This window comes from Candidatus Babeliales bacterium (assembly GCA_041660205.1).
GTDB lineage: Bacteria > Babelota > Babeliae > Babelales > Chromulinivoraceae > JACPFN01.
In genome coordinates this window covers 57,475-71,698 of sequence record JBAZWT010000001.1, presented here as the reverse complement: position 1 = coordinate 71,698, position 14,224 = coordinate 57,475, and the positions used below count along the sequence as shown (strand labels likewise).

Sequence of the window (14,224 nt, the reverse complement as noted above, 5' to 3'; positions counted from 1 at the left end):
ATTCCAGCTAAATCGAGATCCAACGAACGCAATATTAGTCATTTCGTTAATACCGTCAGACTGAAGGTATTTAGTGAAATTGGCATTAGTTACCATTGAACCTGGAACTTTAATGTTAAAACGAGGAACCCCTGTGTTAAATATAACCAAATGAGAAAGCCTTGTTCCTTGATATGCAGATTGCAGTGGAATAAATCCTGTAAACTTCCGATTCATAAGCTGATTCTGTGTTAATTTATTAGCATCTAATAGTTGATCAATAAAACCAGATGCGTATCCAACACCAAAAGAACCAGTTAACACTTTTTCAATAAATTCATATGAAGCATCAGCTACAAAGAAATATCCACTAAGAATTTGTCTTTGTTTTGGTCTAAAACGATCAAAGGAATTATACAAATTTTTGTATGGAGTAGGAGTTACTGGATTTGCGCTAATATCAACTTTGTTAAATAAATCAGCTCCGATTTGTTTTCCGTTTAAACTCGAATCTCTTGGTGAATTTTTAACAGCTGCGGCATTCGCATCAGTTACATATGCACGCTTTGGAGATGTGGTTGTACTTGGATCTTCAATAAAAACTTTTGTATATTGCGCTGTAACAAAACCTTGATCATTTCTTACAAGATTTATAGTATTTCGATCCCATGGCTTAATATCGTTCTCACCTGTATTAACAGCAACCTCTCCTCCGAAATTAAATCGGCCGCGTACTGCTTCAACAGAGCAACCATATGTTGTTAAATATGAGTCGATATCATTAAGAAATTCCAAATCTTGATCAGGAGCTGCTTGATGCACAACATACGGCTCAACATCTAACTTATGTTTTGCACCATTTAAAAGTTTAATTTTATTATTTATTAAAACTATATATGAGTGACGACCAAGACCACGTTGTGGACATGCACCTATTTCATTAGTGCGAATTGACTCAACGTTGGAAGTATAAGAGCCATTATTACTTTCAAGGAGAGCGGTATAAAGTTCACACGTATAAGTCTCAACAATTGGATTTAAACTAAGAAGAACTGCCGGAGCAAACTGATCAATTGAGTACCCTGGTGCAAATCCTAAAAATCCTTCAGCATTGTATGCAGAACCAAAACTAATTCCACGACCAACCTGATAATCTAAAAGTCCAATTTGAACGAAGTTATTGTTTGGATAATCAAGATTGCCAAGAGCAAGTTTTACCCAAGCTTCACGAGTCCATAACAAATGTTTATTAGCATTGGTACCCTTTACTTTAATTTTCACACCACCAACATCGAGTAATCCATCAAAAGATTTTACTTCAGTAGGTCCACCCCACTTATAACGAAATCGTAAAGTATCATGAAACATAACGCGCGGTCTTGTTATCTCGCCATAAAGAATGTCTGCAAAATAATCTGCTGTAGTTCGCAAAAATGATGATGAATCAGTTTCAATTGCACTATTTAAAAACCCTAAATTGCTTGCACCGTAATACTCTTGTTTATATTTTCCACCAAATACAAACGTAATATCTTCTGCTTTTATTTGTAGCCTTTTGGCAAGATCATTTTTTTTAGCATCAGCGCCAAATGTGGCACCAAAAAAGAAGTAAGAAATAATTAGAAACCGTAGAGAATACTTGACTGTAAAAGACTTCATAGAAAGTTATCCAAAAAATTAAGATTTTTTTCTGATAGATATGGTACAACGTTGATAATACTATCCACAAAAACCGTATTTTTGTCAAACTAATAGAAGGTCATTCTATCGTTTTAATAAGGATTCTGATGAAAAAAGAAAATCTTTTAATTGGTGCTCATGTTTCAATTGCAGGGGGTTTTGATAAAGCTATTGCTCGCGGAGAAGAAGTAGGCGCATCTTGCGTTCAAATTTTTACCAAAAGCAATCGTCAATGGAAAGCCAATCCAATCACGCAAGATGCGATTAAATCATTTATAACGCAACAAAAAAGTTCAACTGTACAGGTTGTTGTTGCTCATGCGGCTTACTTAATAAACCTTGGTTCAACAACGCATGAAACCGTAGAAAAATCTGTGCAGGCTCTTGTAGATGAATTACAACGCTGTGAAGCATTAAAAATTCCATATCTTGTGCTACATCCAGGAACCAAGCACGTAGAAGATGAGCAGCAATCTCTTGTTTTCATAGCAGATCAAATAAACAAGGCTTTAGAAAAGGCACAGCCTAAGCACGTAACGCTTCTCTTAGAAACAATGGCCGGACAAGGATCTGTGCTCGGATGCACTTTTGAGCAACTTGCAACAATCATCAAGCATATTAATCATAAAAAACATATTGGAGTTTGCTTTGATACCTGTCATGCATTTGCCTCTGGATACACATTTGACACCCCTGCATCTTATAAAAAAATGTGGGAACATTTCGATGCAACAATTGGCCTAGAAAAACTCAAAGTTTTTCATATCAATGATTCAAAAAAAGATTTAGGAACAAAGGTCGACAGACATGAACATATCGGAGAAGGAAAAATTGGAGCAAAAGCATTTACACTTCTTTTGAAGGATAAAAAATTTTCTGATATTCCAAAAATTTTAGAAACGCCACAGGAACATGGCCTTGAAGATATCAAAAAAAATCTTGCGACTTTGGTGAATTATTTTAACGATTAAATAATGACGATTTAATGCTGGATCCCAGTTCAAGCCTGGGACGACAACTAATGTTGTCGATTTTGATAAAAAAAATCGATGGTGGATTCCAATGCCCCCTAACCAAAAAGAGCAAACACCACCATCGACAATAAGCAGTTCTCCAACCATACTACCTTACTATCAAAAAAAGGAAGGAGACAGTTGTTATACTATCTCCTCAAATTCATGATGACAAAAAAAATTTTTTTTCTTTTTTGCAACAACAACGAAAAAGCTGCTGCAGGCATACGTTTTAACTCTTGCGCAACAAAGTTGCACGAAAGCAACAAGTTTTAAGACAGTTATGTAATGATTTCCATAATGTGTTGTACTACGTCGCCATTTTTCCAGCTAGAAAAGCCTTCAACCGCAAAAGCACAATCGCTTCCTTCTGAAACTGATAACACTTTGTTGCGATCTTTTTGAAGCGTTCTAATAACGCCACGACCAACAACTTCTTTATCGCGATAAATTTTAACTTTTCCGCCCTGTAAAAGTTGTCCACTTTCAACAGCAGCTCCGGCAACAGTACCAACTGATTTAATTTTAAAGATAGCTTTAACGCGAGCAATGCCCAATAATTTTTCTTCAATTTTTCTTATATGACTTTTAAGAACAGCTTCTTTTGCGTCATCGATTAATTTGTAAATGATATCAAATGTTTTAATCACTACGTCTTTTTTGACTGCATTGCTAACGCCCTTGTTAACCTTAACGCCAAGACCATACACTATGGATCCTGTTGTGGTCGCAAGCTCTATATTGTTTTCATTGATATCACCAACGCCAACATCAACAATTTTTATTTTTTCAGGCTGTTCAAGGTTGAGCTTTGTGATGCTTGCAATAAGTGCTTCTTTTGAAAGAATTGTACTCGCTTTCAAAATAACATTAATTCCGCCTTCACCTTCAATTTTTTCTTGACCACCCTTTGTAGCGTCGGCAATAGATCTTACTTGAATATTTTTATGTTTTTTTACTGCCATAGCATCTGAGACAAGCTCAAAGATATCTCCCGGGACAGGAAGAGCAGAAAACCCTGCTATTTGTGCTGGCACAGAAGGCCCAGCGCATTCAATATTTTTTCCAAGATAGTTTTTCATAGAGCTAACCTTGCCGTAGGTAGAACCGCAGACAAAATGATCGCCACGACAAATCGTACCACGCTGCAAAATTACGGTTGCAACAGCTCCTCGACCATGTTCAATGCGAGACTCTAAAACAAATCCGCGGGCATTATCGGTCGAACTTGTTTTTAAATCAAGAATATCAGCTTGCAAGCGAATAACTTCTAATAATTCATCAACGCCTTGACCTGTTTTCCCAGAAATTGCAACATACGGAGTTTCTCCGCCCCAATCATCAGGCAACAACCCTTGATCAGTTAATTGACGTTTTACAATATCAATTCTATCTGAGGAAACTTTATCAATTTTATTAAGGGCAACGACAGTTGTCGCACCAAAGCTTTTTATTGCTTTTATAGATTCTATTGTTTGCGGTCTTACGCCATCATCAAGCGCAACAACTAAAACAACCAAGTCTGCTATTAAAACACCACGTTCACGCATCAAAGAAAATGCTTCGTGACCAGGAGTATCTAAAAATACCAAATTTCCATGCTTAGTAACTACTTCGTATGCAGCAACGTGTTGTGTAATTCCGCCTTTTTCGCCTTCAGCAACTCGTGCTTTGCGAATAAAATCAAGCAGTGTAGTTTTACCATGATCAACGTGACCCACAACGGCAACCGTTGGCAATCGACGCTCTGTTCCAGAAGAACTTTTTGCTTCTATAAATTTTTCAAGTACGCCTTCTGAATCGTTTTTAAACTCCTCAAAAGGAACGCCTAAATCCGTAAGGAATGCAGTAATTTTTTCTTTTTTTACAATTTGATTTTTATTTGCCAGTATTCCACGCTTTAATAGCTGAAGAATTAAACCAGCAACTGAACACTTTAAGCGATCTGCAAGTTCGCCGACCGTCATATCTTGTACAACAACTTTTTCTTGGGCTGCAAGTCCATGACTAAAAGGTTTAACAAATTCAACATGATTGAATCGTTTTCTTAAAAAACCTAGCTGATCATTGCTTAAAACAAAGTCTTCTCCATATGAACCAGCTTTACGCTCTTTTAAAATAGCAACAAGCTCATTGACTGAGACACCAAACTGAACAGAAAAATCTTTAATTCGCATGAACCAACAACTCTATAAATAGCAAAAACTTAAAAATTTGACTCTGTAGTATCATTAGAACCCAAACCTACTTCTTCAAGCCCGTGGCCAGAAGAAACAAGCTCAATATCAAGACCTAATAGCTCTGAAGCTAGGCCAATATTTTGTCCAAGTTTACCAATTGCAAGCGCTCGTTGATCATCACTAACCCAGGCACGAGCCCTTTTATCATCTATCAACTCAACTCTGTTTACTTCCGCAGGACGCAAAGCAAGAGCAACTAGCTCTTCTTTAGAATTTCCCCATGAAAATATATCTATTTTTTCTCCGTCCAACTCTTTTAAAATTGGCTTAATTCTTCCACCACCAACACCAATGCATGTGCCGACAGGGTCGATATTCGGATCATTCTGAGCCACAATCACCTTGCTCTTATAGCCAGCGCGACGAGCAACAGCTTTAATTTCTATTAATTTATCATAAACTTCTGGTATTTCTAACTCGAGCAAACGAGCCAAAAACTCAGCAGAAGATCGGTCTAATATAAGTTGACCAGTGCTACGATATTCTTGGTGCACGGTTTTAAGAAGCGCTCGAATCGGACGACCCGTAACATACGTTTCAGTTGGAATAGATAAAGATCTTGGCAGGAATGCTAAAGTATCTCGAAGCATAACAAGCGTACCGTTTTGTTCGTGTTTATGAACAACACCTTGAACAATAGCGCCTTGCTTATCCTTGAAGGCATCATAAATGCTAAGAGCTTCGATATCTTTCAGCTTTGCAGCTATAACTTGACGCGCTTTTAAAATTTCAACACGTCCAACTGTTTCTTCAAACTGAACCCAGATCTTGTCACCAACAGTAACGCCCTTTTGCAAGACCATTGCTTTTTTAAGCGTTATTTCGATATTTGGATTTTCAACGCTCGATACGACCGTTTTTTCAGCCTCAATGAGTATCGATTCTGTTTTTTTATTCACAGAAACTCTCAAAATCGCTTCGGGATATTTCTTAGAGAATGCTGCTAAAATGCCTTCGCAAATTACACTTTGAAGAGAAGCTTGATCCAAACCTTTTTCATCAACAAGCTCTGCAATAACTTTATTTAACATTTTATAACAAGGACCCCGATTTTGAGAATTACAAATTTCTTAGAGATATTTTTTGATAGACACATAAAATATAATACCAAAAAAAATAAAAATGAAAAGTGTTAAGATGCCTGACCGCTTTTTGGTGTGTGCTTAGCTCAAGAGTAATATTATTATATATATATTTATATCTTATAGTAATAGGTGAAGGGTGTCTATGTGGATAACTCGCCTCCGGGCAGGCATTTATTGTTAGTTAGATCGACTTTTTTAAAAATAAAACTATGTGGATAAGTGGTGGATAACTATGGGGATAACTCATAGGGGGTAGTACGTTTGTCCGCTCCTAGAGGGCTTATTGGATGGATTAACACCTTGATACGCGCATTAGGAGCCTGTTTTGAAAGAGGGGTAGGGGATAGGGGGGTGAGTTATCCACCACTTATCCACCACTTATCCACCACTTATCCACCACTTATCCACATTGATTTATTTTTATCCCATGATGTATCGCGAGAGCAGAAAACTCCAATGGTTTGATAGTGCAAATGGTGATTTCAAATAATTTTGCGATATGGAATGCTCTGGGAAATAAATCGAGATACCCTGAGCTTTGCGTAATTTTGCCCCAACACGATTTTCAATGACAAATAAAGGGATTATATCAAGCCCGCTCATTATTGCGTTGCATAGGTCTGTCTGAAGCCTTGCCTCGTCCTGTCTGTCTTTGATGTGTATATGTTGAACATGTTGTAGTAAGTTTTGATAAAAATGTGCTAGGTCAATGTAACTCGGTTCATCAAAGCAGGTGCAATATTGAGTTGACTTGCACTTTCGTAAGATGTCTGAGACGCAATGATTGCTTTGGCTTTTAAGTGCCCCATGAAGCAGGTTGGCAACTTCATGTATGTTTTGTTCTAGTGATTCAGTCAGTGTTAAATCAAGAGCTGACATAGTATAATCGTTAATAATTTTACTGTAATTTTGTTCATACGATAAAACGATGTGCTGTGCAAATTCTCTTGAGTTTAGGGCTTGTTGTAAAAACGGTCTGAGCACTAATTCGTAGTTCCAACCGGTTCCATACTCAACTTCTTGAGACGATACCATGTATTGAGCATATTTTTTTGCAACAGAAGCCACTCCGATCATAGACATAAGGCAAGCATCAAAACCTAAAATGCCTAGTTTGTTTCCACCTAAAATATTGGTGCAAATTTCATGAAGAGCAAATTCTAAATCTTGATTGTTGATATAGCTTTTGAAAGTATCATCAAAGCAAATTCCACGCTTACCTTCTGATAATATATTTTGCAGTGCCGCTTGATACATAAGCGTCATGTAGCTTGTTCCCCTATCAATTTCTAGCATGTTATCTATTGGGTTTTCATAGAACAGATCGCATGGATTAATGGTGCGTGCAAAGTTTGGATCAATATCACCCGATCCATGGTTCCATAAAATGAGAACATATTCATCGGCTGGATAATGAGTTACGGCCCATTTTACAAAATCTATAAGTGTATGAGGACTTCCGCTGTTAAGTTTTTGAGTTGGATTATTTTCATCTTGTACCAAAAGTCTTCGACCTTTTTTGACAACGTAACGCTTGGTTGGATTTTGACTGCCTGGTGTATTGAGCTGTGCAACAATTGAAATATGTTCGTTTGATCCTACTTGCTCCATTTGTTTTAAGTTTTTCCATGCGAAATAGTTTAAATCGTTATCAGCAGCCATATAATTCATAAAAGTTACACGTTTTTTTGGATTTACAAAACGAGTTTCATTTGTTGGGTCTATGCAAATTTCTTCTTTTTGAGCTTCGATTGCGAGATCGAAAAGTTCTTCTGGCGAAACGAGTCGCCCATCTAGTCGGCCATGGCAAAGTGATGAGTAAAACAGTGTAAGAGTGCAAGCAGCAATGATCTTTCTGTCTAAAATACGCTTCATATGAGCTCCTTTTTTACAAATACGCTTTGCGTTATTGTGTGGTATATATTTTAGGAACGTACGAGACTTTTTTGATCAAAGGCAACTGTTTTAGCGTATTTGGTGCGAAAGAGCCATATAATAATATATGTCACGCCAAAGCTAAGCTGAAAATCTAAAAAGAAAATTTGCAGAGGATTATACATAAGCACCATAAGCGTGGTCATCGTTAAAGCATGAACGCTTGAATAAGTAAATTTATTAATTTTGCTAAACATTTGAAAAAGAATCATAAGAAGAGCACGAATAAAAGAGATGCTTGAAAATGTTATTTGAAAGTATCCAATAGACAAAAGAGCGCCAAGTAAATAGCGATAAGAGTGCCTGACGCGTGCGTAATGAAGCGTTGTCATGAGAAGTCCGAAAATGGTGACTAGGTGAATTCCTGAACGAGCCATATGATGCGCAATACCCCAATACATAGAGTTATGCTGAATGGAAATTGTGCTTAGGTTTTTTTCTCGTTTTCCTAAAAAAAGCGGGTTATAAAGACTTGCTGTGCTTTTGTTTAGATGAGCTGAAAAAAGATTAAAACATTTTTTATATAATGGTAGGTTTGCTTGCTTGGTAACGTTGATGGTTTGTGATGCTATAGACGCAGTTGCCCAAATATTTTCTTTTATTAAATAAGATTCGTATGGACAGCCTCGTTCTGGCTGCAAAAGTTCCAATTTGGAAACTGTTATTTCTTGTCCCTCTTTAAGTTTTTGAGCGCGCTTGGTTGGTAAAAAAACAAGAATATTTTGCGGAAGAGACAAAGTTTGCTTGTCAGCGCCGTAGATAGTTTTAGTTTTTAAAAGAAGTGTTGTTTGCTCTTTGTTAAGGCTTGACTCACTTACTTGTAAGATTGTTGCGTCAAGGGTTACGTGTTTTTTGAAAAAATTTTCATGCGAGTGATAATTTTTATATTGTTGTTGAATTTTGAGCAATGTTGCGATAGAAAAAATAAGACACAGAGACAAAATGAACAAATATGAGCTATTTTTTTTGTAGAGAAAATAGCCTAGTAACGTTGCATAAAAACATGGAATAACAAACCAGCAACCATTGAAGAGTGCAAGAATCGTTATGATTGTTGTAAGCGTTATCGTTAAAAGAATTTGCGTAAAGGGGACAGCGTAAAAAAAATCAAAAGTTGTATTCATAATTGGTAATTATAGCAAAAACTGTTTTTTTCTCTATGATTACCAGTATAAATTATGACGAATTATGAAAATTTCAAATATAAAAAGTGTGGTATATGCAAAACCGTAAACGAGTTTTTAAATATGTTTTAAGTAATGGAATGACCCTTTTGGTTTGTCCAAAAAAATTAGCTCCAAAAGTTTCATTACAGTTGTGGTATAACGTTGGTTCAAAGCATGAAGTAGCGGGTGAAAAAGGTATGGCTCACTTTATTGAGCATATGATTTTCAAAGGTACCGAAAAGATGCTTACCGAATCTGACATCAACATGATTACGCAAAAACTATCAGGGTATGCAAACGCATTTACATCTTTTGATTACACTGGATACTTGTTTGATCTACCTGTTGCAAATTGGGAAAAAATACTACCAGTTTTTGCTGACTGTATGCAAAATTGCTCATTTGAGCAAGACCATATGAATTCTGAAGTTAAGGCGGTAATTCAAGAGCTTAAAATGTATCGTGATGATTTCACCTGGACACTTGCCGATAGCTTGATTTCTATTATATTTGAATCGCATCCATACCATTATCCAATTATTGGTTATAAACAAGATTTATGGAGTTTGCAGCGACAAACACTCGTTAATTTTTATAAAAAATATTACATTCCGCAAAATTCAGCACTTGTCATAGTTGGCGACGTTGATCCTGAGCAAGCTTTTAAAAAGTAGAAAAAGAATTTGGTCATATACCGCGTGGCGCAGACATTGTGCGATCTGATTTTTTTATCAACGAAGAATTACAATCTAAATCAGTTACAATCTACCGTGATGTTGCACAGGCAACTTGTATGCTCGCATTTGTAACGCCAGGCGCTGCAGATAAAAAAGAATTTTTATATGATCTTTTAGCATACCTTTTGGCTAACGGAAAAGGCTCTCGTTTACATAAAATTTTAGTTGATGAAAAAGAGCTTGCGCTTTCAGTTCATGCGATGAGCTATGATTTATTTGATAGAGAAATTTTCTTTATTGAATTCAAGCCTAAAAAAGAATCTGATATTGCAGAAATTAAAGAAATTATTCTAAAAGAAATTAATGATTTATCTCAAAATGGAATTCCTGAGCAGGAACTTCGCAGAGCTTTAAAACTTGCACAAGTTGACTACCAACACTTACTTGAAGATGTGCAAAAACAAGCGTATGCAATCGGTAAATCTTTTACCGCAACAAATGATGAAGAATATCCATTTACGTATTGCAATTATGATGAAAATACGATTTCAAAAGACGTGCAAGATCTTTTGCAGCAGTATTTCCGCGCAACACTGTGTCATGAAGGAAAAGTTGTAAAAGCACCGGCTGCTGATCATGCATATTTAAACAAACTTCAAGAAGAATCTGATAAACTTGATAGCAAAATTTTATTTGGAAAAGAACGTACGTCTCCAGTTGCTCCAGGATCGTATGTTGATACGATTCAAGTTGAAAAATTACACAGTCAATCGTACCCAGTTCCACAAGTTATAACTTTGAAAAATGGTTTAAAGGTTTTATTGCATCACAATGCTGATATTGATATTGTTGAAAGCTCACTCATTTACAAGGCAAATTCCCATTATGACCCTGCTGGCCAAGAAGGAATCGGGCACTTAGTGGCAAAGTTGATGCTTGAAGGAACAAAGTCATATCCTGCATCTACATTTACCAAAGAAGCTGAGTCGTATGGTATTTCAATTAGCGCAAATGCTGGAAGTATTTCAGTCACAATGCTATCGGCCGACCAGACAAAAGGCTTAGATCTTTTAAGTGAAATGCTGCAACTTGCACAATTTAATCCTGCTGATTTTGAGCGCATTAAAAATAAAATTAAATCACAATTGATACAGTTTTGGGACACGCCTAAAAATTGCATAGGTCAAGTGGCTGCACAAAAGATTTACGGGAAACATCCATATGGAAAAATGGCATGGGGAACAGAGGAAAGTTTGAATACACTTACTCGAGATATTTGTTTTGAGTATTATAAAAAAATGGTTTCTCCTCGCGAGGCAATCATAGCAATCGTTGGTAATTTTGATCAAAAAACCATTATGGCAGATGTTGAAAAATTACTAGGATCGTGGTCAGGAGAGCCTGTTGACGATATAGTTTATCCAGTTCTTGCGCCAGCAACAAATGAAGAAATAAACATTGAGAAAAATCGGGACCAAATTGTTGTAGCCTTTGCTGGACTATCGGTCGATCGCTTGCATCCATTGTACGACGATTTATTGGTGTTTAATCAAATTTTAACTGGTGGTATGAGTTCTAAATTGTTTGACCTGCGAGAGCAGAGTGGACTATTTTATACCATTGGTGGTTCAGTTGTAAGCATGGCTGGTAAACAACCAGGTATGATTTTTATTAAAACGATTGTTTCAAAAGATAGACTTGCAGAAGCTCAGGAGGCTGTTGCTCACTGCCTTGACAGCGCAGTTAATACGGTGACAGAGCAAGAGTTTGATGAAGCAAAAGAAGTCGTGATTAATTCATTTCCAGCGCTTTTTGAATCAAATGAAACTATGGCAACAACGTTTTTATTCTTACAAAAGTATGGATTGCCTCAGAATTATTTTGAGCAGCGCATTGAAACTATTCGTGCGATGAAATTAGGTCATATGAAAGACTCTGTTAATAAATATTTAAAACGTGACAAATTGGTATGTGTTAAAATAGGTCGAGTATAAAAAAGGATTATTTTGAAAAAACTATTATTTTTCTTTTTAGCGTGTGCTTCTGGCAATGTTTTTGCTGGCATTTTTATTGGTAACGGATTGGTTGACACTTTGGTTGATAATGTTTTGATTTCAATTGTGAACAGTGGAGAGCGTGCAGCAAAAAATGATACCAAATGCTACCGAATTCCTTCTTCTTATTTTCTTAATAAAAATAATTCACACGCAGTTGTTGCTTACAAAAAAGAAGAACTTTCAAAAAATGTAAAACTTCGTCGAAACGGCAGATTGCAACAGCCTAAAAAGTAAAAAAGCACAAGTCTCTTGAAAAAAGAAGATTTTTTTTCTTAGAGTTGCTTGTAGTAAATTCTTTATATTCTTTTTATAAAAAGGAAAAGTATGAAAAAGTTGATGAGCGTTATTACAGTATGTGTTCTTTTGTCAGCGTTAGCTGGTTGCCAGAAATCTAAAAAAGAAGAACAGCGTCCTGTTAAACAAGAACCTAAAAAAGAACAGGTTAAAAAAGATCATAAAAAATCTGTGAAACATGATGACAAGAAAAAATCTGTGAAAAAAGAAATTGTTTGCAAAACATGCGGCAAGATAAGCAAATCAAAATCTGAGAATGACAAGCACAATAAAGATGTGCATGGCATAGTAAAAAAAGATGTAAAAAAAGCATCTTACTAAAAGATCTAGATAAAAAATAAAACGTTTATCTAAAAAGGGCGCTTTTCATAAAGTGCCCTTTTTTTTGCTTATTTTTTAAAAAACAACTTTATTGTATGCAACAGTCACAACAAGCTTTTTCCTTTTTGGGAATTGTTGACTGTTGATGCTGTGCTCCTTGGCCAACATTTTGAAGACGAGCAGCTTGGGCATGAATTGACTTAATGATGCTTAAATCACCCGCAGGGGCCATTTGCTCTACAATGGTAGCGACTTGCTCTAAAGAATTTCCTGTATCTTCTAGTGCAGCGCCAACTTCTTGTAAAACACCACTAACTTGAGCAGCATACGTATCAAGTCGAGTATCAGTAGATGCTTTGTGATCGTTTAGTAATTTTTTAAATTCATCTGCTAGCTTTTCTTTATCACGCTCGCATCCAGAATGTATAAAATTGTTAAGTTTGTATAAGCCATAAGCACCGATACAAAGTGGCACTGCGCTTGAAAGTACAGCAGACCCTGCACTCCATACTGCTCCTGCTGCCAAAGGTTCTAGACCAGTTATAAATCGTTTTTGTTGTGTAGGTGTTCTGGCCAGGTGTGAATTGACTAGCGATCCTGCATAAGCTGCTCCGGCAGCCAACACTGCAGGCTCAGCGAATTTGATAAGTGGCGATAGAAATTGATTTGAGACTCGTTGAGAACTTGCATCGTCAGAGCTTGAAGTTATTGCTTGGTTGCCTGTTGTAATTGCATCTGAACTTTCTAGCGGTTGTAAGGTTTGTGGTTTCATACCACAAGCTTTGAGCGCTTGAATTGTGGAAGAGACTCTACGAATTGATGTACGGAAATCTGTCGGTCGCTTTAATTCGTTAGAAGTACTTAGATCTTCAGAAGCATCTGGATCTTCTGCTGTAGCAGAGGGTTTAGCCATTAATGATCTCTGAGATCCTTCTGGTGTTTGAATGGCTGGAGTTTGAACGGTTAAAGGTATGTTTTGATTTGAAGATCTGACTACTAAGTTACTACCTATAGCTGCTAAAGGATTAATTGAAGAGCTAAACGTATTTTCTTGAGGCGTCATTTCTCGAGGCGTTACACTTAGTGTAAAAGTCTGTATGGCTGTACTTGCTCTGCGAATTGATCGATGCGATGAAGAAACAGGTACCAGCAAAGACGATGATACCGATGGTTCCATGGAATATAGATTGAAATATGATATATTAAGAAGTGACACGACTAAATAAACATGAAAATGTTTCATAAATCCCCCGTTTTTTGACTTACTCTTTGAGTTGAGAGTAAAGGAAAATGCTTTATAAAAGCAATAATTTAGAAAAATATGAATAACAATATGCTCGATTTATACAAACATGATTTGGTAGATCACTCTAAAAACCCACGAAATTATGGCCTTTTGTTGGAGTGTGATTTTGTTTCAGGCGAGTACAATCCTTCTTGCGGGGACTCGGTTAAAATCTCTGGAATTATAGTTGATGGCAAGCTGCTTAAGGTAACTTTTGAAGGTTCTGGCTGTGTTTTAAGTATGGCTATGGCATCAAAATTAACTGATTTTGTGATTGGCATGAGTCTTGATGAGGCTTTAAGACTGGATGAAGAAATAGTTGAAAAACTTTTAGGAGTCAAACTTGGTTTCAATCGTCTACGATGCGGTCTTTTATCAATTATGGCACTTCAAAAAGGTATCATTGAGTATAAAAAGTAAAGAAAAGTCCCTTCTGTGGGCTTAAAATTTGAATTTTCGGGTAAAACCTGATACCCTTAAAAAGTATAAAAT

Annotated in this window: 12 protein-coding genes; 6 read left to right on the top strand and 6 right to left on the bottom strand. The window is 36.5% G+C overall.

Annotation, left to right across the window (positions count from 1 at the left end):
- Nucleotides 1-1,638, bottom strand: a 1,638-nt coding sequence (locus WC747_00360) for a hypothetical protein (GenBank protein ID MFA5998459.1), incomplete at its 3' end; no start/stop codon positions are given.
- Nucleotides 1,639-1,766: 128 nt separating this feature from the next.
- Here WC747_00360 and WC747_00355 point away from each other — a divergent pair.
- Nucleotides 1,767-2,630 carry a deoxyribonuclease IV gene (locus WC747_00355; protein ID MFA5998458.1) on the top strand — a complete coding sequence of 288 codons (864 nt, stop codon included), beginning with the start codon at nucleotides 1,767-1,769 and terminating at the stop codon, nucleotides 2,628-2,630.
- A 323-nt stretch (nucleotides 2,631-2,953) separates the two neighbouring features.
- Here WC747_00355 and infB read toward each other — a convergent pair whose 3' ends face one another.
- From infB to WC747_00335, 4 genes are all read right to left on the bottom strand, one after another.
- Complete coding sequence (gene infB, locus WC747_00350; protein MFA5998457.1) at nucleotides 2,954-4,849, bottom strand: translation initiation factor IF-2; 1,896 nt, start codon at nucleotides 4,847-4,849, stop codon at nucleotides 2,954-2,956.
- A gap of 29 nt (nucleotides 4,850-4,878) precedes the next feature.
- Nucleotides 4,879-5,943: a transcription termination factor NusA gene (nusA, locus tag WC747_00345; protein MFA5998456.1), complete on the bottom strand. Its 1,065-nt coding sequence runs from the start codon at nucleotides 5,941-5,943 to the stop codon at nucleotides 4,879-4,881.
- A 474-nt stretch (nucleotides 5,944-6,417) separates the two neighbouring features.
- A complete protein-coding gene (locus WC747_00340) occupies nucleotides 6,418-7,872 on the bottom strand; it encodes a clostripain-related cysteine peptidase (protein MFA5998455.1) in 1,455 nt (484 codons plus the stop codon).
- Between the two features lie 50 nt (nucleotides 7,873-7,922).
- The gene (locus WC747_00335) at nucleotides 7,923-9,056 is read right to left on the bottom strand and encodes a ComEC/Rec2 family competence protein (protein MFA5998454.1); all 1,134 of its coding nucleotides are present in this window, start codon (nucleotides 9,054-9,056) and stop codon (nucleotides 7,923-7,925) included.
- Nucleotides 9,057-9,151: 95 nt separating this feature from the next.
- On the opposite strand from WC747_00335, the gene WC747_00330 reads away from it, so the two are divergent.
- The 4 genes from WC747_00330 to WC747_00315 all read left to right on the top strand — a co-directional run bounded on the left by WC747_00330 (nucleotide 9,152) and on the right by WC747_00315 (nucleotide 12,447).
- Complete coding sequence (locus tag WC747_00330) at nucleotides 9,152-9,772, top strand: pitrilysin family protein (GenBank protein MFA5998453.1); 621 nt, start codon at nucleotides 9,152-9,154, stop codon at nucleotides 9,770-9,772.
- Between the two features lie 38 nt (nucleotides 9,773-9,810).
- Nucleotides 9,811-11,769 (top strand): insulinase family protein, encoded by a 1,959-nt coding sequence (locus tag WC747_00325; GenBank protein MFA5998452.1) that lies wholly within the window; start codon nucleotides 9,811-9,813, stop codon nucleotides 11,767-11,769.
- A 12-nt stretch (nucleotides 11,770-11,781) separates the two neighbouring features.
- Entirely contained in the window at nucleotides 11,782-12,066 is a 285-nt protein-coding gene (locus tag WC747_00320; protein MFA5998451.1) for a hypothetical protein, read from the top strand.
- Between the two features lie 90 nt (nucleotides 12,067-12,156).
- Nucleotides 12,157-12,447, top strand: coding sequence for a hypothetical protein (locus tag WC747_00315; protein MFA5998450.1), 291 nt, complete (start codon nucleotides 12,157-12,159; stop codon nucleotides 12,445-12,447).
- 88 nt (nucleotides 12,448-12,535) lie between these two features.
- Here the strand turns inward: WC747_00315 and WC747_00310 are convergent, their stop codons facing one another.
- A complete protein-coding gene (locus tag WC747_00310; protein ID MFA5998449.1) occupies nucleotides 12,536-13,690 on the bottom strand; it encodes a hypothetical protein in 1,155 nt (384 codons plus the stop codon).
- A 78-nt stretch (nucleotides 13,691-13,768) separates the two neighbouring features.
- On the opposite strand from WC747_00310, the gene WC747_00305 reads away from it, so the two are divergent.
- Nucleotides 13,769-14,152, top strand: a complete 384-nt coding sequence (locus WC747_00305) for an iron-sulfur cluster assembly scaffold protein (GenBank protein MFA5998448.1) — start codon at nucleotides 13,769-13,771, stop codon at nucleotides 14,150-14,152.
- Nucleotides 14,153-14,224 lie beyond the last annotated feature (72 nt).